We start from the raw sequence: 16,651 nt of genomic DNA on the forward strand, positions 1-16,651 counted from the left end.
CTAGGTTCGAATCAAGTGGCCGCTGGCCGCGAGTAACTGACCGTCCAATAATGCACCCTGCTCACCAAGAATCAACCGCCCCTCGGCAAACCAGCGCACTGCCAGCGGGTAAATCCTGTGTTCCTGGGCGTGAACCCGTTGCGCAAGGCTCTGCGCTGAGTCATCCGACTCTACCGGAACCACTGCCTGTACGACCAGAGGCCCGCCATCGAGTTCCTCGGTGACGAAGTGCACGCTGCAGCCATGCTCGCTGTCGCCGGCGTCGAGCGCCCGCTGGTGCGTGTGCATGCCTTTGTATTTAGGCAGGAGGGAAGGGTGGATGTTGAGCAGGCGCCCAGCGTAGTGCCGCACGAAATCAGCGCTGAGGATGCGCATGAAACCGGCGAGGACCACGAGTTTGGGATTGAAGGCGTCGATCAGTTCGACCAAGGCGGCATCGAAGGCTTCGCGGCCTTCGAAGGCCTTGTGATCCAGGGAGCGGGTGGCGATACCCGCGTCGCTGGCGCGTTGCAGGCCGAACGCGTCGCTGCGGTTGGAGATCACCGCAGCGATGCGCACCGGGCTGTCGCCGGTGCGCGTGCTGTCGATCAGGGCCTGCAAGTTACTGCCGGTGCCGGAGAGCAGCACCACGACATCACAGGTCTGGGACATCAATGAGCCTTGAGGTTCTTCAGTTCAACCTGGGCCGCGCCTTCCGGTGCGGTGGCGATCTGACCGATGACCCAGGGCTGCTCGCCCGCTTCACGCAGTACGTTCAACGCGGTTTCAACGTGCTCTTGGGCCACGCAGATGACCATGCCGACGCCGCAGTTCAGCACGCGGTGCATTTCGTTTTCGTTGACGTTGCCTTTCTCTTGCAGCCAATCGAAGACTGCAGGACGCTGCCAGCTGGCCACGTCGACAATCGCCTGGGCGCCTTTTGGCAGCACGCGCGGGATGTTGTCCAGCAGGCCGCCACCCGTGATGTGGGCCATGGCCTTGACGGCGCCAGTGTCCTTGATCAGCTTGAGCAGTGGCTTGACGTAGATGCGGGTCGGGGCCATCAGCAGGTCGGTCAGCGGTTTGCCGTCGAGCTGGATGTTTTCGATGTCGGCGCCGGACACTTCGATGATCTTGCGGATCAGCGAGTAGCCGTTGGAGTGCGGGCCGGACGATGGCAGGGCGAGCAGGGCGTCACCGGCGGCAACCTTGGAGCCGTCGATGATCTCGGCTTTCTCGACCACACCGACGCAGAAGCCGGCCAGGTCGTAGTCTTCGCCTTCGTACATGCCTGGCATTTCAGCGGTTTCGCCGCCGACCAGGGAGCAACCCGACAGTTCGCAACCGGCGCCAATGCCGGTCACAACCTGGGTGGCGGTCTCGACGTTGAGCTTGCCGGTGGCGTAGTAGTCCAGAAAGAACAACGGCTCGGCGCCGCACACCACCAGGTCGTTGACGCACATGGCCACCAGGTCGATGCCGATGCTGTCGTGCTTGTTCAGGTTCAGTGCCAGGCGCAGCTTGGTGCCCACGCCGTCGGTGCCGGAGACCAGCACTGGCTGTTTGTAGCCGGCCGGGATCTCGCAGAGGGCGCCGAAACCGCCCAGGCCGCCCATGACTTCGGGGCGCGCAGTGCGCTTGGCGACGCTCTTGATGCGTTCGACCAATGCTTCACCGGCGTCGATGTCTACACCGGCGTCCTTGTAGCTCAGGGAGGGTTGCTTGCTCATGATCCAGGCCTTTAGGGGGGATTCAGGGGTAACGACCGGGCGGGCGGGGGCTTTTATAAAGGCCACGCCGTTGACGGTCTGCGAAGGCGCGCGATTTTATCAGGCTTGAGGGGCAGCGGCCATCCTCGGGCCGACGGGCAGAGGCATATGGGTTAAAAAAATGCTAATCCGGTCTGCTTTGGTACGTATTAAGGTATAGCCTTGAACCCGCTATCGTTATGACAGTACGAAAACTTACCGATACCCGTGAATGTTTTGCCAGCCGCTGTGGTCACAGCCTTGGTAAGCCGAATTCACGCGGTCTGTTCCAGCCGCTAAATTTGTCGTTCGGGAATCTTCCATGCGTCTGTGTAAATTCTTCTTTGTAGGCTGCTTGTCGTTGGTCAGCCTGGCGAGTCATGCCGAAACCCTCAATGGCCTGTATCAAGTGCTTGAACCCGTCAGTAGCCAGTCGCCGCAAGAGCGCGACCAGGCGACCCAGCGTGCCGTGCAAACCCTGGTGATCCGCCTGACCGGCGACGCCAAGGCCGCCGATGGCCCGGGCCTGGCGGCGGTTCGCAAGGACCCGCAGCAAATCATCACGCAATACGGCTACGACGCCGGCCCGCCGGAAAGCCTGCAAGTGGATTTTGACCCGGTCAGCACCGACCGCGCCTTGCGTGATGCGGGTCTGTCGATCTGGGGCAGCAACCGGCCGTCGATCCTTGGCTGGTGGCTGAATGACTCTACCGAAGGCAGCAGTCTGGTCGGTGATGGCCAAAGCGTCGCCCAGGCACTGCGTCGCGCGGCGCAGCACCGTGGGCTGCCGTTGCGGCTGCCGCTGGGTGACTTGGAAGAGCAGGTAGTGGCCACCGCGTCCAACCTGGAAAGCGCCGACGCCACGCCACTGCGCGCCGCCTCCGAGCGCTACGGCGCGGATGCCCTGTTGGCCGTGCATGCACGCCAGGAAGGCAACCAGTGGCAGGCCAAGTGGCGCTTGTGGCTGGGCGACAAGAGCGAGCAGGGCAGCGTCCAAGGCGCCGATACGGGCGCGGTGGCCGATGCCGTCATGCTGGCGGTCAGCCAGAAGCTGGCACCGCGCTTTGCGGTCAAGGCCGGGGTAAGCAGCGAGCAGTTGCTCGAAGTACAAGGCATGAACCTGGAGCGCTATGCCGCCCTGGGGCATCTGCTCGAGCCGTTTGGTGGCCAGCCGCAGTCTGTGGATGGCGACCGCATCGTCTATCGCGTCAACGGCAGTGTCGATCAATTGCGTACCCAGTTGGGCCTGGCCAAGTTGCAGGAGGTTGGGCCTGGTGAAGCACCGGCGGCAGCAACGCCTGCGGCGCAACTGCGGTTTCGTTGGTAACAGTTCTTCCTTATATAGAAGCAATGGAGTGGTTTATGGCGGATACGCGTCGTTGGGTGTGGCTTGGTGGGCTGGTCCTGCTGTGCGCGTTTGTTTTCTTGCTGCATTCGATCCTGACGCCGTTCCTGGTTGCGTTGCTGCTGGCCTACCTGTTTGATCCGGTGGTGGATCGCCTGGAGAAGGTCGGCTTGTCACGGACCTGGGGCGTGGTGACGGTTTTCGCCTTGTTCACCCTGATCATCACGGCGTTGGTGCTGGTGCTGGTGCCGATGTTGGCCAAGCAATTGTTCCGCCTCTATGAACTGGCCCCGCAGATGCTGGATTGGCTGCAGCACACGGCGATGCCGTGGGCCCAGGCCAAGCTGGGTCTGGCGGATGGGTTCTGGAAGTTCGACAAGGTCAAGGCCGCGATCAGCGAGCATATGGGGCAGACCACCGATATTGTCGGCGTCGTACTCAGCCAGGCCACGGCGTCTAGCCTGGCGCTGATCGGCTGGTTGACCAATCTGGTGCTGATCCCGGTGGTGGCGTTCTACCTGCTGCGCGACTGGGACATCATGATGGCCAAGATCCGCAGCCTGCTGCCGCGCAACCGTGAAGAGCGCATCGTCTCGCTGGCAGAGGAGTGTCATGAGGTGCTGGGTGCGTTTGTGCGCGGTCAGTTGCTGGTGATGCTGGCCCTGGGGGTTATCTATGCTGCCGGCCTGATGGCGATCGGCCTGGAACTGGGCTTGTTGATTGGCCTGATCGCCGGCCTGGCGGCCATCGTGCCGTACATGGGCTTTGTGATTGGTATCGGCGCGGCGCTGGTGGCCGGGTTGTTCCAGTTTGGTGGCGACCTGTACCCGATGCTCGGGATTGTCGCAGTGTTCATGGTCGGCCAGGCGCTCGAAGGCATGGTGCTCACGCCGTTGTTGGTGGGGGATCGGATCGGTCTGCACCCGGTGGCGGTGATCTTTGCGATCCTGGCGGGCGGAGAGCTGTTCGGTTTTACTGGCATCCTGCTGGCGTTGCCGGTGGCGGCGGTGATCATGGTGCTGGTGCGCCATGTGCATGACTTGTACAAGGATTCGGATGTGTACACGGGGGTCGAAGACCCTGATCTGTAAACGTTGCGTCACAAACCCGGCCTTGGTCGGGTTTGTTGTTTCTGGGGGTGGGGCGTCAAACAATCCGCGCAAAACCGGTAAGTTAACGCAAACCTTTGATTTTGCTTGTGGTCTGCTGCATTGTGCGCCCGGCGTCACGGGTATAAACTTTGCAAACTTTACACAGAGGCCACTAGCGGTTCGTTTGGAGCCGTTCAGTCAGCATGAAACCGATTCAGCTGCCCTTGGGTGTGCGTCTGCGTGACGACGCCACCTTTATCAACTACTACCCAGGCGCCAATGCCGCTGCACTCGGCTATGTCGAGCGGCTCTGCGAAGCCGACGCCGGGTGGACCGAAAGCCTGATCTATCTGTGGGGCAAGCACGGCGTAGGGCGTACTCACCTGTTGCAGGCCGCGTGTTTGCGTTTTGAACAGATGGGCGAGCCGGCGGTTTATTTGCCGTTGGCCGAGTTGATGGATCGCGGTATCGGTATCTTCGACCACCTCGAGCAATATGAGCTGGTCTGCCTGGACGATCTACAGGCCATCGCCGGCAAGGCGGAGTGGGAAGAGGCGTTGTTTCATCTGTTCAACCGTTTGCGTGACAGCGGCCGGCGCTTGCTGATCGCTGCATCCACCTCGCCGCGGGAGCTGCCGGTCAAGCTGGCGGATCTCAAGTCTCGCCTGACCCTGGCGCTGATCTTCCAGATGCGTCCCCTGTCTGACGAGGACAAATTGCGTGCCCTGCAATTGCGGGCCTCCCGTCGCGGCCTGCACCTCACCGATGAGGTCGGGCACTTCATTCTGACCCGCGGTACCCGCAGCATGAGCGCGTTGTTCGATTTGCTCGAACAGCTCGATCAGGCCTCTCTGCAAGCCCAGCGCAAGCTGACGATTCCTTTCCTCAAGGAAACCCTCGGCTGGTAGCCAGCCCTTTGTTTTCGGGGCTTTCGGCAAATTCCAGGCGCCAGAAAACCTGCGTTTGGGCCGGGTTGGCCACGCAAATCGGTCGCATAGGGTGTTAAGGGCTTAGATGTCATCGTCCAAACAAGAAGTCACATAGATCACGATTGAATTTGCAAATCGATCTGATAGCGGGCATAGTCTCGGCTTCTTTACACATCAGCCACGGTCGTGCCCATGCTAAATCGCTTCGCACCCCTCGTGCCTCTCGCACTCGTTACCTTGTTGTTTGGTTGCGCCTCCCACCCTCAACAGGTGGCCGAGCAGCAAAAACCTCAGGTTCAAAATCAGGCAAAATTCGTCGCTGCACAGTCTGCTTCTGTTTATGAAGAAGAGCTGGCGACTGAAAAGGAACTGGGCGCCTTCTCCGGCAACAAGCCTTACCAGCTTCCAGTCCTGGCCGACAGCATTCTCGAACGCGGCATGTCCCTGATCGGTACCCGTTACCGTTTCGGTGGTACCTCTGAAGCCGGTTTCGACTGCAGCGGCTTCATCGGCTACCTGTTTCGTGAAGAAGCTGGCATGAACCTGCCACGCTCCACTCGCGAAATGATCAACGTGAATGCACCGTTGGTCGCACGCAACAACCTCAAGCCCGGTGATCTGCTTTTCTTTAGTACTGCTGGCCGTGGTCGCGTAAGCCATGCCGGTATCTACCTGGGCGATAACCAGTTTATCCACTCCAGCAGCCGTCGCAGTGGCGGTGTCCGAGTCGACAACCTGGGCGATAGCTACTGGAGCAAAACCTTCATCGAAGCCAAGCGTGCACTCGCCATGGCCCCGACGACGGTTACCGCTAGCAAGTAAACTTAAAGTGATACTTGAAGTTTGACGTGTAAGCGCTAGAATCCCTGGATATTGTTGTAAACCGTACGCGCGAGCTCTGCTTGCGCGTTCTGGTTTTCAGCGTTCGGCAGCGAAAGCCGCATCCAGACCAGGATTGTTCTGCACATGTCGACCTCGGCCCGCCTGATTCTTATTGTTTGCGCCGCGCTCCTCAGCGCCTGCGCCAGCCGTCCACCGCCCGCTCCCGTAGCGGTGAAGCCCAAGCCGGTGTTCAACTATTCCACCCAGAATTTCTCGCCAGTCGCCGAAGACGTACTCTTTCGCGCGCTCGGCCTGGTCGGTACGCCTTATCGCTGGGGCGGCAACACGCCGGACTCAGGCTTTGATTGCAGCGGCCTGATCGGTTTTGTCTACCGCGATGCGGCCGGCATCTCCCTGCCACGCACCACCCGCGAACTGATCGTGATGCGCGCCCAGGATGTGAGTGAAGAGAACCTGCAAACCGGTGATCTGCTGTTCTTTGCCACCGGCGGCGGCTCACAGGTCAGCCATGCCGGCATCTATGTGGGCGAGGGCCGCTTCGTGCACGCGCCGCAAACCGGCGGCACGGTGAAGCTGGACACCTTGTCCAAGGCGTATTGGCAGAATGCTTACCTGAGCGCCAAGCGCGTGTTGCCAGGGAATCTGGCACGTAATCCCTGAGCTGACAGAGATCTGAGTGTGGGAGCGGGCTTGTGTGGGAGCGAGCTTGCTCGCGAAGGCGCCGGATCAGACCACACATCTGTGACTGACACACCGCCTTCGCGAGCAAGCCCGCTCCCACATGGGTTTTGTGGTGGTCTGAAGCCTGTCTACTTAGCCGCCGACACCCGCCACACCTTATTTCCCACATCATCTGCCACCAGCAAATCCCCCTGCTGATCAATCACCACGCCCACCGGCCGGCCCATGGCTTTCTCGTCTTTGTCGAGGAACCCGGTCAGCACATCCACCGGCTGTCCCTTGGGCTGGCCAGCCTCGAACGGTACGAAGATCACCTTGTAGCCACTGTGGGGCTTGCGATTCCACGAACCATGCTGGCCGATGAATGCGCCATTCGTGAAGGGGGCGGGCAATTTGCTGTTCTCGGCAAACGTCAGTCCCAGCGAGGCGGTATGCGGGCCTACGGCGTAGTCTGGTGCAATTGCCTTGGCCACCAGGTCGAGGTTTTGCGGATTGACTCGCGCATCCACATGCTGCCCGTAGTAGCTGAACGGCCAGCCATAGAAGGCGCCATCCTGAACCGAGGTGATGTAGTCCGGCACCAGGTCGCTACCGATTTCATCGCGCTCGTTCACCGCTGTCCACAGCTTGCCGCTTTGTGGTTCCCAGGCCATGCCGTTAGGGTTGCGCAGACCCGAGGCGAAAATGCGGTGCTGGCCGCTGGCGCGGTCTACTTCCCAGATCGCCGCCCGGCCTTCTTCTGCCTGCAGGCCGTTTTCACCAACGTTGCTGTTGGAGCCTACGCTTACATACAGCTTGCGGCCGTCTTTGCTCGCCACCACGTTCTTGGTCCAGTGGTGGTTGATGCTGCCGCCGGGTAGGTCGACCACCTTGGTACCGGCTGCCTTGATCGTGGTTGCTCCCGGTTGGTAGGGGAAGCGCAGCAGCTTGTCCGAGTCCGCCACATACAGATCATTGCCCACCAGGGTCATGCCGAAGGGCGAATTGAGGTTTTCAAGAAATACTGTCCGGGTCTCGGCGATGCCATCGTGGTCGGCATCGCGCAGCAACGTGATGCGGTTCGGGCTAGGCACACCTGCACCGGCTCGGCCCATGACCTTTTCCATCACCCAGCCACGAATGCCCTTTGAGTCATCGGGTTTGGGCGGCGCATTGGTTTCTGCCACCAGTACGTCGCCATTGGGCAGCACATACAGCCAGCGCGGGTGGTCCAGGCCCTCGGCAAACGCCGCCACCTGGGTGCCCGCGGCGGGAGTTGGCTTCGCACCCGCAGGCCAGCCGATGGCTGGCGCGATGTTTACCGTGGGGATCAGGGTCTTGTTCGGCTCCGGTAGCTTGGGGGAAGGCCCGGTTCCGTCAGACACTTGCAAGGTCGAACTTTCACCGCAGGCGGCGAGGGCGCCTGCGAACATGATCAGTAGGGCAAGTCGGGTCTTGTGCATGTTTTTCTCCTGGGTACCTGCAAGGGTAGAGGCATGCAGCGGTCCGATGGTTCAAGTGCGAAGCCGGCTTTAATTGACGCTCCACCCCCAACCCTCTACCCTTCGCGACTTGTTCCAGGTGCTCTGTGACCCACGGGTCGACCGAGTGAAACAGGGAAGCCGGTGAGTGAGCGCACTTGTACACAGTGCTGCCGCGATCCCGGCGCTGCCCCCGCAACGGTAAATGAGTCAAGACCCTGCTTTCTGCCACTGTATCGCCCCGCGATATGGGAAGGCGCAGCGTCGGCGATCGCCACTCATGAGCCCGGAGACCGGCCTGAAACATCCAACAGCATCACGGTGGGCGATGCTTGGCTGTCTGTTTTGTCTTTTTCCTGCCCGCCGTTTTTTGTCCAGCCCCAACGGAGAGCTGCCATGACCGATTCCCCTGAACGCGACGAACGCCACCTGGCGCGCATGCTGCGCAAAAAAGCCGTGATCGACGAGCGCATCGCCAACTCGCCCAACGAATGCGGTTTACTGCTGGTGCTCACCGGCAACGGCAAAGGCAAGAGCAGCTCTGCGTTCGGCATGCTGGCTCGGGCCATGGGCCACGGCATGCAGTGCGGTGTGGTGCAGTTCATCAAGGGGCGCAACAGCACGGGCGAAGAGCTGTTCTTCCGCCGCTTCCCTGAGCAAGTGCGTTTTCACGTCATGGGCGAAGGCTTCACCTGGGAAACCCAGGACCGCCAACGTGACATCGCCGCCGCCGAAGCCGCCTGGGCGGTGTCCCGCGAGCTGCTGCAAGATCCCGCCATCGGCCTTGTCGTCCTTGACGAACTGAACATCGCCCTCAAACACGGCTACCTCGATCTGGACCAAGTGCTCAGCGACCTGCAAGCCCGTCCGCCGATGCAACACGTGGTGGTCACCGGCCGTGGCGCCAAGCCCGAACTGATCGAAATGGGCGATACCGTCACTGAAATGGGCATGCTCAAGCACGCGTTCCAGGCCGGTATCAAGGCACAGAAGGGCGTCGAACTTTGAATCAGCCCCGTCATTGCCCGGCCGTCTTGATCGCCGCACCGGCGTCCGGCCAGGGCAAAACCACCGTCACCGCCGCGCTCGCCCGTTTGCACCGCAACCTGGGGCGCAAGGTGCGCGTGTTCAAATGCGGGCCGGACTTTCTCGACCCGATGATCCACGAGCGCGCCAGTGGTGCGCCGGTGTATCAATTGGACATGTGGATGGTGGGAGAGCAGGAAAGTCGTCGCCTGTTGTGGGAAGCCGCCGGCGAGGCTGACCTGATCCTCATTGAAGGCGTGATGGGCCTGTTCGACGGCACGCCGTCCAGCGCTGACCTGGCGCGCCACTTTGGCGTGCCGGTGCTCGGTGTGATCGACGGCACCGCCATGGCCCAGACCTTCGGCGCCCTCGCGCTGGGCCTGGCGCGTTATCAGCCGGACCTGCCGTTCGCCGGCGTGCTGGCCAACCGCGTGGGCACGCTGCGCCACGCACAATTGCTCGAAGGCAGTCTGACCGAAGGCCTGCGTTGGTACGGGGCGCTGTCCCGCGAGACCGGGATCGAATTGCCCAGCCGCCACCTGGGCCTGGTACAAGCCAGCGAACTGAATGACCTCGACCTGCGCCTCGATGCCGCCGCCCAAGCCCTGGGCAGCAGTTGCGAAGTCGCATTGCCGCCGCCGGTGACGTTCGCTGCGCCGCAGATCATTGAGGCCGAGCCGTTGCTCAACGGCGTACGCATTGCCGTGGCTCGCGACGAAGCCTTCGCCTTCACCTACGGCGCCAGCCTCGATCTGTTGCGGGCGATGGGCGCCGAGTTGCACTTCTTCTCGCCGATCCATGACCGCCAATTGCCTGACGCCGACAGCCTGTATCTGCCGGGTGGTTACCCGGAATTGCATCACCAGGCGCTGTCGGAAAATACCGCGATGCTCGATGCGATCCGTGCCCATCACGCTGCTGGCAAACCACTGCTCGCCGAGTGCGGCGGCATGTTGTACCTGCTGGACTCGCTCACCGATGTCGACGGCCAGCGTGCCGAGTTGCTCGGTCTGCTGCAGGGCGATGCCGTGATGCAAAAGAAACTGGCCGCCCTGGCCCTGCAAAATGTCGAACTGCCGGAAGGCACATTGCGCGGTCACACCTATCACCACTCCCTGACCAGCACCGACTGCACGCCGATTGCCCGTGGCGTGAGCCCCAACGGTGGGCGTGGTGCCGAGGCGGTTTTCCGACAGGGGCGGATGACGGCTTCCTACGTGCACTTTTACTTTCCGTCGAATCCGGCGGCGGTGGCGGCACTGTTTGCGCCAGACCGGGAGGGCGCTATCGCAGGCAAGCCCGCTCCCACAGGGGATCGCGTCGAAACCCAATCCAATGTGGGAGCGGGCTTGCCCGCGAAGAGGCCATGACCGACAACGCCTTCCCAGAAGCCGACCGCCAGGCCGTCTACCGCGCCATCGCCGAACGCCGCGACATGCGCCACTTCAGCGGCGGCACCGTCGCGCCTGAATTGCTGCAGCGCCTGCTCCAGGCCGCACACCAGGCGCCCAGCGTCGGCCTGATGCAACCCTGGCGCTTCATCCGTATCAGCGACCGCCAACTGCGTGGGCAAATCCAGCAACTGGTGGAAGAAGAACGCATCCGCACCGCCGAAGCCCTGGGCGAGCGCTCCGACGAATTCATGAAGCTCAAGGTCGAAGGCATCCACGATTGCGCCGAGGTATTGGTAGCAGCGCTGATGGACGACCGCGAGCGCCACATCTTCGGTCGTCGCACCTTGCCGGAAATGGACATGGCCTCGCTGTCCTGTGCAATCCAGAACCTGTGGCTGGCTGCCCGCGTCGAAGGCCTGGGCATGGGCTGGGTCTCGCTGTTCGAGCCCCAGGCCCTGGCCGACCTGCTGGGCCTGCCGCCCGGCGCCAAACCCCTGGCCGTGCTGTGCCTGGGCCCGGTCGCTGCGTTCTACCCGGCGCCGATGTTGCAACTCGAAGGCTGGACCGAGCCGCGGCCGCTGAGTGACATGCTGTACGAAAATTCTTGGGGAGTGAGTCAATGAGTGTGGCCTTGCTGTGTGTCGCCGCAGTCGCGCTGGATGCGCTGCTGGGCGAACCCAGGCGCTGGCATCCGCTGGTGGCGTTCGGCAATTTCGCCGGGCGCATCGAGCAACGCTTCAACAGCGGTGGCCGGGGCTGGCGCAGCCATGGCGTGACCGCGTGGTTTATCGCCGTGGTGCCGTTGACCCTGCTGGCCACGGCTTTGTCGTGGGCGCCGTATATCGGCTGGATCTTGGAGATCCTGGCGTTGTACTGCGCCCTCGGCATGCGCAGCCTTGGCGAGCACGTGATCCCGGTCGCCCAGGCGCTGCGCAGTGATGACCTGGACGAAGCGCGAAAACGTGTGAGTTACCTTGTCAGCCGTCAGACCAGCGAACTGGACCGTACCGAAGTCGCCCGCGCCGCCACCGAGTCGGTACTGGAGAACGGCAGCGACGCGGTATTCGCCGCGCTGTTCTGGTTTGTCGTTGCCGGTGTGCCGGGCGTGGTGCTGTACCGCCTGAGCAACACCCTCGACGCCATGTGGGGCTATCGCAACGAACGCTTCGAACGTTTCGGTTGGGCGGCGGCCAAGATCGACGACGTGCTGAACTATATTCCTGCGCGCCTGGTGGCATTGACCTACGCGTTGCTGGGCAAAACCCGCCTGGCGTTGAAGTGCTGGCGTACCCAGGGCCCGACGTGGGACAGCCCCAACGCCGGCCCGGTGATGGCGGCCGGCGCTGGTGCGCTGGGTGTCGAATTGGGCGGCGCCGCGATTTATCACGGCGAAGTACATCAACGTCCGCAACTGGGCGAAGGCCCGGCGGCGGATGCGGACTCCATCGACCGAGGCTGGCAACTGGTGCAGCGCGGCGTATGGTTGTGGCTGCTGATCCTATGCGCGGGGGCGCAATTCTATGCTTGAGCACGGTGGCCGGCTGCGCAAGGCAGCGATTCAATACGGGATTGCCGAGGCCGATTGGCTCGACCTGTCCAGCGGCCTCGCGCCGTGGCCGTGGGCGATCCCGGAAATTCCGCTGCGGGCCTGGGCGCGCTTGCCGGAAACCGACGACGGCCTGGAACGCGCCGCCAGCGAATATTACGGCGCCGCCCATTTGCTGCCGGTGCCGGGCTCCCAGGCGGCGATCCAACTGTTGCCGCGCTTGCGGCGGGCGGGCAAGGTCGGCGTGCTGTCGCCGTGCTATGCCGAACACGCCGAAGCCTGGCGCCGCGCTGGTTATGTGGTGCGCGAAGTGCTGGAGCAGGAAGTCGACTTCTTTCTCGACAACCTCGACGTGCTGGTGGTGGTCAATCCGAACAATCCCACCGGCCTCAGCCTGAGTCCGCAACGCCTGCTGGACTGGCACGCGCGGCTGGCGCAGCGGGGCGGCTGGCTGGTGGTGGATGAAGCCTTCATGGACGTCACGCCGCACCTGAGCCTGGCGAGCCAGGCCCATCAGGTCGGGTTGATTGTGTTGCGCTCGTTCGGCAAGTTCTTTGGGCTGGCCGGTGTGCGCCTCGGTTTTGTCCTGGCCGAGCGCAAGTTGCTCAGGCTGCTTGCCGAGCAGGTGGGACCCTGGGCCGTCAGCGGCCCCACCCGCGTGCTGGGCCAAGTCTGCCTGGCGGATACTGCCGGGCACACGCGCCAGCGCGAGCGTTGTATCGAGGCCAGCCAGCGGCTGTTCGACCTGCTTGAGCGCCACGGCTTCCAACCTCACGGCGGCTGTGCCTTGTTCCAATGGCTGATCACCCCGCATGCCGAGCGCATGCACGAATTCATGGCGCAGCGCGGCATCTTGCTGCGCCTGTTCGTTCACGACAGCAGCCTGCGTTTTGGCCTGCCTGATAGCGCCGACGATTGGCTGCGCCTTGACGAAGCGCTGACAGCCTACAAGGACGCTGCATGAGTACGCTGATGGTGCAAGGCACCACCTCCGATGCCGGCAAGAGCACCCTGGTCACCGCGCTGTGCCGTTGGCTGGTCCGTCAGGGCGTGGCCGTGGCGCCGTTCAAGCCGCAGAACATGGCCCTCAACAGCGCCGTGACGGCCGAAGGTGGCGAGATCGGCCGCGCCCAAGCCGTGCAGGCCCAGGCCGCCAACCTGGCGCCCCATACCGACATGAACCCGGTGCTGCTCAAGCCCAACAGTGACACCGGTTCCCAGGTGATCATCCACGGCCGTGCCGTCACCAGCATGAACGCCGTGGCCTATCACGATTACAAAGCCATCGCGATGCAAGCCGTGCTGGCCTCCCATGCACGCCTGAGCGATGCCTATCCGGTGGTGATGGTGGAGGGCGCGGGCTCCCCGGCGGAGATCAACCTGCGCGCCAACGACATCGCCAACATGGGCTTCGCCGAAGCCGTGGATTGCCCGGTGCTGCTGATCGCCGACATCAATCGTGGCGGCGTATTCGCGCACCTGGTCGGCACCCTGGAATTGCTGTCGCCGAGCGAACAGGCGCGGGTCAAAGGCTTCATCATCAACCGTTTTCGCGGCGATATTGCGTTGTTGCAACCCGGCCTGGATTGGCTGCAAGCGCGCACCGGCAAGCCTGTGGTGGGCGTATTGCCCTACGTGATGGACCTGCACCTGGAAGCCGAAGATGGCATCGACAAGCGCCAGATCGACAAGGCCGCCCAAGTGCTCAAGGTGGTGGTGCCGGTGTTGCCGCGCATCAGCAACCACACGGATTTCGACCCGCTGCGCCTGCATCCCCAGGTGGATTTGCAATTTGTCGGGCCGGGCCAGCCGATTCCGCCTGCCGACCTGATCATCCTGCCGGGCTCGAAAAGCGTGCGCAGCGACCTGGCCTACTTGCGTGCCAACGGCTGGGACAGCGCCGTGGCGCGACATTTGCGCTATGGCGGCAAAGTGCTTGGCATTTGCGGCGGCTTGCAGATGCTCGGCGAGCAGGTTCACGACCCGTTGGGCCTGGAAGGGCCGTCGGGCTCCAGCCATGGCTTGGGGCTGCTGGCCTTCAGCACCACGCTGGAAGAAGAAAAGCAGCTGCGCAACGTGCGCGGGCGCCTGCTGTTGGAAAACGCCGAGGTCAGCGGGTATGAGATCCATGCGGGCGTGACGTCTGGCAGCGCGCTGGCGAACGCCGCCGTGTTGTTGGATGACGGTCGCCGCGACGGCGCCCAGAGTGCGGATGGGCAGATCCTCGGCACCTACCTTCACGGCCTGTTCGAAACCCCGGCCGCGTGCAGCGCGTTGCTGCGCTGGGCGGGCTTGCAGGATGTGCAAAGCGTGGATTACCACGCGTTGCGCGAGCGTGACATCGAGCGGTTGGCGGACTTGGTGGAGAACCACCTGGACACTGAATTGCTGCGCACGCTGTGTGGGATTTAACTGTATGTGGGTTTCAACTGCTGCACTGCTCCCACAGGAAGGTGTGACCTTATGCTGCAACTGATCCTCGGCGGCGCCCGCTCCGGCAAAAGCCGTCTCGCCGAAAAGCTCGCCAGCGACAGCGCGTTGCCGGTCATCTACATCGCCACCAGCCAGCCGCTGGACGGTGAGATGAACGAACGCGTCGCCCTGCATCGCCAGCGTCGCCCCGACCACTGGGGGCTGATCGAAGAACCCGTCGAACTCGCCCGCGTCCTGCGCGAAAACGCCGCCGCCGGCCGCTGCCTGTTGGTGGATTGCCTGACGCTGTGGCTGACCAACCTGCTGATGCTCGAAGACCCCCAGCGCCTGGCGTTCGAGCGCGATCAACTGCTGGAAACCCTGGCCGCGCTGCCGGGTGAAATCATTTTTGTCAGCAACGAGACCGGCCTCGGTGTCGTGCCGCTGGGCGAATTGACTCGCCGCTATGTGGATGAAGCCGGTTGGCTGCATCAAGCTTTGGCTGAGCGTTGTCAGCGTGTTGTCCTGACGGTTGCCGGCCTGCCCCTGACTTTGAAAGGTACTGCGTTATGACTGACATCTGGTGGCTCAACCCATGTAAGGCGATTGACACTGCGGCGTACGAACAAGCCTTGGCGCGTCAGCAGCAATTGACCAAACCGGCGGGTTCCCTTGGCCAGCTGGAAGCGTTGGCCGTGCAATTGGCCGGCTTGCAGGGGCAGGTCAAACCTTCGGTGGATCAACTGTGGATCGCGATCTTTGCCGGTGATCATGGTGTGGTCGCCGAAGGCGTGTCGGCGTTTCCCCAGGAAGTCACCGGGCAGATGCTGCATAACTTTGTCACCGGCGGTGCCGCTATCAGCGTACTGGCGCGGCAGTTGGACGCGCAGTTGGAAGTGATCGACCTCGGCACGGTCACGCCGTCGCTGAACCTGCCTGGGGTACGTCACCTGAACATCGGCGCGGGCACCGCCAACTTCGTCAACGGTCCGGCGATGACTGGAGCCCAGGGGCGGTTGGCGTTGCAAGCCGGTCGTGACAGTGCGCGTCGCGCACTGGCGAGCGGTGCGCAGTTGTTTATCGGCGGTGAGATGGGCATCGGCAACACCACTGCCGCCAGTGCGCTGGCGCGTGCGTTGCTCGATTGCCCGGTCAGCGATCTGACGGGGCCGGGCACCGGCTTGAATGCCCAAGGCGTCAGTCACAAGGTTGCGGTGATCGAGCGGGCACTGGCGGTGCACGCCGGGCAGCGCGATGACGTGTTGCACACCCTGTTCAATCTCGGCGGCTTTGAAATTGCAGCGCTGGTCGGCGCATACCTGGCCTGCGCCCAGGAAGGCATCGTGGTGCTGGTGGACGGGTTTATCTGCAGCGTCGCCGCGCTGGTGGCCACACGCCTGAACCCGGGCTGCCGCGAATGGCTGGTGTTCGGCCACCGGGGCGCCGAGCCAGGCCATCGTCTCGTGCTGCAAAGCCTCGACGCACGGCCGCTGCTGGAGCTCGGCCTGCGTCTGGGCGAAGGTAGCGGTGCGGCCCTGGCGGTGCCATTGTTGCGCCTGGCGTGTGCCTTGCACGGCCAGATGGCCACCTTCGCCGAAGCCGCCGTGGCAGACCGCCCGGCATGACTTTGCACCTGGACCTGTTGCGCCACGGCGAGACCGAGCTGGGCGGCGGCCTGCGCGGCAGCCTGGACGACGCGCTGACCGCCAAGGGCTGGGAACAGATGCGCGCCGCCGTGGTGGCCCAGGGGCCGTGGCATCGGCTGGTCAGCTCGCCTTTGCAGCGTTGCGCACGTTTTGCCGAAGAGTTGGGCGCTCAATTGCAGGTGCCGGTCAGCCTGGAGCCGGATCTGCAAGAGCTGCACTTCGGCGCCTGGGAAGGCCAAAGTGCTGCGGCGCTGATGGAGACCGATGCCGAAGCGCTCGGCTTGTTCTGGGCAGATCCCTACAGCTTTACACCGCCTGAGGGCGAGGCGGTCAGCGACTTTTCCGACCGCGTTCTGGGTGCCGTCGCACGCTTGCATCAAGCGCACGCCGGTGAGCGGGTGTTGTTGGTCAGTCACGGCGGCGTGATGCGCTTGTTGCTGGCGCGGGCGCGGGGCTTGCCCCGTGAGCAATTGCTGAATGTCGAAGTCGGCCATGGCGCGCTGTTCAATCTGCAGGTCGCGGCTGACGGCGTGCTGAAGGAAGGAATCTGA

17 protein-coding genes and 1 riboswitch are annotated in these 16,651 nt (G+C 63.1%); of the genes, 14 read left to right on the forward strand and 3 right to left on the reverse strand.

The window, feature by feature from the left end:
* On the reverse strand, window positions 1–651 hold the full coding sequence (gene purN, locus LIY36_RS04770; RefSeq protein WP_192297066.1) for a phosphoribosylglycinamide formyltransferase: 651 nt from the start codon (window positions 649–651) through the stop codon (window positions 1–3).
* The gene (purM, locus tag LIY36_RS04775; RefSeq protein ID WP_192297065.1) at window positions 651–1,709 is read right to left on the reverse strand and encodes a phosphoribosylformylglycinamidine cyclo-ligase; all 1,059 of its coding nucleotides are present in this window, start codon (window positions 1,707–1,709) and stop codon (window positions 651–653) included. The genes purN and purM overlap by 1 nt, the downstream gene beginning before the upstream one ends.
* 340 nt (window positions 1,710–2,049) lie before the next feature.
* Between purM and LIY36_RS04780 the strand changes: the two genes are divergently transcribed.
* The 5 genes from LIY36_RS04780 (at window position 2,050) to LIY36_RS04800 (ending at window position 6,595) form a co-directional block, all read left to right on the forward strand.
* A complete protein-coding gene (locus tag LIY36_RS04780; protein ID WP_226454965.1) occupies window positions 2,050–3,054 on the forward strand; it encodes a DUF2066 domain-containing protein in 1,005 nt (334 codons plus the stop codon).
* 35 nt (window positions 3,055–3,089) lie between these two features.
* Window positions 3,090–4,163, forward strand: coding sequence for an AI-2E family transporter (locus LIY36_RS04785; protein WP_192297063.1), 1,074 nt, complete (start codon window positions 3,090–3,092; stop codon window positions 4,161–4,163).
* A gap of 203 nt (window positions 4,164–4,366) precedes the next feature.
* Entirely contained in the window at window positions 4,367–5,071 is a 705-nt protein-coding gene (gene hda / locus LIY36_RS04790; RefSeq protein ID WP_058422138.1) for a DnaA regulatory inactivator Hda, read from the forward strand.
* 213 nt (window positions 5,072–5,284) lie between these two features.
* Window positions 5,285–5,914 (forward strand): C40 family peptidase, encoded by a 630-nt coding sequence (locus LIY36_RS04795; protein WP_192297061.1) that lies wholly within the window; start codon window positions 5,285–5,287, stop codon window positions 5,912–5,914.
* Between the two features lie 144 nt (window positions 5,915–6,058).
* A complete protein-coding gene (locus LIY36_RS04800; protein WP_226454966.1) occupies window positions 6,059–6,595 on the forward strand; it encodes a C40 family peptidase in 537 nt (178 codons plus the stop codon).
* Window positions 6,596–6,744: 149 nt separating this feature from the next.
* Here the strand turns inward: LIY36_RS04800 and LIY36_RS04805 are convergent, their stop codons facing one another.
* A complete protein-coding gene (locus tag LIY36_RS04805) occupies window positions 6,745–8,058 on the reverse strand; it encodes a PQQ-dependent sugar dehydrogenase (RefSeq protein ID WP_226454967.1) in 1,314 nt (437 codons plus the stop codon).
* Window positions 8,059–8,157: 99 nt separating this feature from the next.
* Window positions 8,158–8,392, forward strand: a riboswitch (cobalamin riboswitch).
* A gap of 80 nt (window positions 8,393–8,472) precedes the next feature.
* On the opposite strand from LIY36_RS04805, the gene cobO reads away from it, so the two are divergent.
* From cobO to cobC, 9 genes are read left to right on the forward strand one after another with little or no spacing between them, the layout of a single operon-like run.
* Complete coding sequence (cobO, locus tag LIY36_RS04810; RefSeq protein WP_192297058.1) at window positions 8,473–9,084, forward strand: cob(I)yrinic acid a,c-diamide adenosyltransferase; 612 nt, start codon at window positions 8,473–8,475, stop codon at window positions 9,082–9,084.
* Window positions 9,081–10,472, forward strand: coding sequence for a cobyrinate a,c-diamide synthase (locus LIY36_RS04815; RefSeq protein ID WP_226454968.1), 1,392 nt, complete (start codon window positions 9,081–9,083; stop codon window positions 10,470–10,472). Before cobO ends, LIY36_RS04815 begins: the two co-directional genes overlap by 4 nt.
* Window positions 10,469–11,119, forward strand: a complete 651-nt coding sequence (gene bluB / locus LIY36_RS04820) for a 5,6-dimethylbenzimidazole synthase (RefSeq protein WP_192297056.1) — start codon at window positions 10,469–10,471, stop codon at window positions 11,117–11,119. The genes LIY36_RS04815 and bluB overlap by 4 nt, the downstream gene beginning before the upstream one ends.
* Window positions 11,116–12,024, forward strand: coding sequence for an adenosylcobinamide-phosphate synthase CbiB (cbiB, locus tag LIY36_RS04825; RefSeq protein WP_192297055.1), 909 nt, complete (start codon window positions 11,116–11,118; stop codon window positions 12,022–12,024). The genes bluB and cbiB overlap by 4 nt, the downstream gene beginning before the upstream one ends.
* Complete coding sequence (cobD, locus tag LIY36_RS04830) at window positions 12,017–13,006, forward strand: threonine-phosphate decarboxylase CobD (RefSeq protein ID WP_226454969.1); 990 nt, start codon at window positions 12,017–12,019, stop codon at window positions 13,004–13,006. The genes cbiB and cobD overlap by 8 nt, the downstream gene beginning before the upstream one ends.
* Window positions 13,003–14,454, forward strand: a complete 1,452-nt coding sequence (locus LIY36_RS04835) for a cobyric acid synthase (RefSeq protein WP_226454970.1) — start codon at window positions 13,003–13,005, stop codon at window positions 14,452–14,454. The genes cobD and LIY36_RS04835 overlap by 4 nt, the downstream gene beginning before the upstream one ends.
* Before the next feature lie 51 nt (window positions 14,455–14,505).
* Window positions 14,506–15,027, forward strand: a complete 522-nt coding sequence (gene cobU / locus LIY36_RS04840; RefSeq protein WP_226454971.1) for a bifunctional adenosylcobinamide kinase/adenosylcobinamide-phosphate guanylyltransferase — start codon at window positions 14,506–14,508, stop codon at window positions 15,025–15,027.
* A complete protein-coding gene (gene cobT, locus LIY36_RS04845; RefSeq protein WP_226454972.1) occupies window positions 15,024–16,079 on the forward strand; it encodes a nicotinate-nucleotide--dimethylbenzimidazole phosphoribosyltransferase in 1,056 nt (351 codons plus the stop codon). The genes cobU and cobT overlap by 4 nt, the downstream gene beginning before the upstream one ends.
* Window positions 16,076–16,651: an alpha-ribazole phosphatase family protein gene (cobC, locus tag LIY36_RS04850; protein ID WP_226454973.1), complete on the forward strand. Its 576-nt coding sequence runs from the start codon at window positions 16,076–16,078 to the stop codon at window positions 16,649–16,651. Before cobT ends, cobC begins: the two co-directional genes overlap by 4 nt.

The sequence above is a fragment of the Pseudomonas sp. AF03-9 genome, from assembly GCF_020515815.1.
GTDB lineage: Bacteria > Pseudomonadota > Gammaproteobacteria > Pseudomonadales > Pseudomonadaceae > Aquipseudomonas.

Coding starts and splice junctions, on each gene's coding strand:
- purN (WP_192297066.1), bottom strand. CDS start 651: ATGTCCCAGACCTGTGATGTCGTGGTGCTGCTCTCCGGCACCGGCAGT.
- purM (WP_192297065.1), bottom strand. CDS start 1,709: ATGAGCAAGCAACCCTCCCTGAGCTACAAGGACGCCGGTGTAGACATC.
- LIY36_RS04780 (WP_226454965.1), top strand. CDS start 2,050: ATGCGTCTGTGTAAATTCTTCTTTGTAGGCTGCTTGTCGTTGGTCAGC.
- LIY36_RS04785 (WP_192297063.1), top strand. CDS start 3,090: ATGGCGGATACGCGTCGTTGGGTGTGGCTTGGTGGGCTGGTCCTGCTG.
- hda (WP_058422138.1), top strand. CDS start 4,367: ATGAAACCGATTCAGCTGCCCTTGGGTGTGCGTCTGCGTGACGACGCC.
- LIY36_RS04795 (WP_192297061.1), top strand. CDS start 5,285: ATGCTAAATCGCTTCGCACCCCTCGTGCCTCTCGCACTCGTTACCTTG.
- LIY36_RS04800 (WP_226454966.1), top strand. CDS start 6,059: ATGTCGACCTCGGCCCGCCTGATTCTTATTGTTTGCGCCGCGCTCCTC.
- LIY36_RS04805 (WP_226454967.1), bottom strand. CDS start 8,058: ATGCACAAGACCCGACTTGCCCTACTGATCATGTTCGCAGGCGCCCTC.
- cobO (WP_192297058.1), top strand. CDS start 8,473: ATGACCGATTCCCCTGAACGCGACGAACGCCACCTGGCGCGCATGCTG.
- bluB (WP_192297056.1), top strand. CDS start 10,469: ATGACCGACAACGCCTTCCCAGAAGCCGACCGCCAGGCCGTCTACCGC.
- cbiB (WP_192297055.1), top strand. CDS start 11,116: ATGAGTGTGGCCTTGCTGTGTGTCGCCGCAGTCGCGCTGGATGCGCTG.
- cobD (WP_226454969.1), top strand. CDS start 12,017: ATGCTTGAGCACGGTGGCCGGCTGCGCAAGGCAGCGATTCAATACGGG.
- LIY36_RS04835 (WP_226454970.1), top strand. CDS start 13,003: ATGAGTACGCTGATGGTGCAAGGCACCACCTCCGATGCCGGCAAGAGC.
- cobU (WP_226454971.1), top strand. CDS start 14,506: ATGCTGCAACTGATCCTCGGCGGCGCCCGCTCCGGCAAAAGCCGTCTC.
- cobT (WP_226454972.1), top strand. CDS start 15,024: ATGACTGACATCTGGTGGCTCAACCCATGTAAGGCGATTGACACTGCG.
- cobC (WP_226454973.1), top strand. CDS start 16,076: ATGACTTTGCACCTGGACCTGTTGCGCCACGGCGAGACCGAGCTGGGC.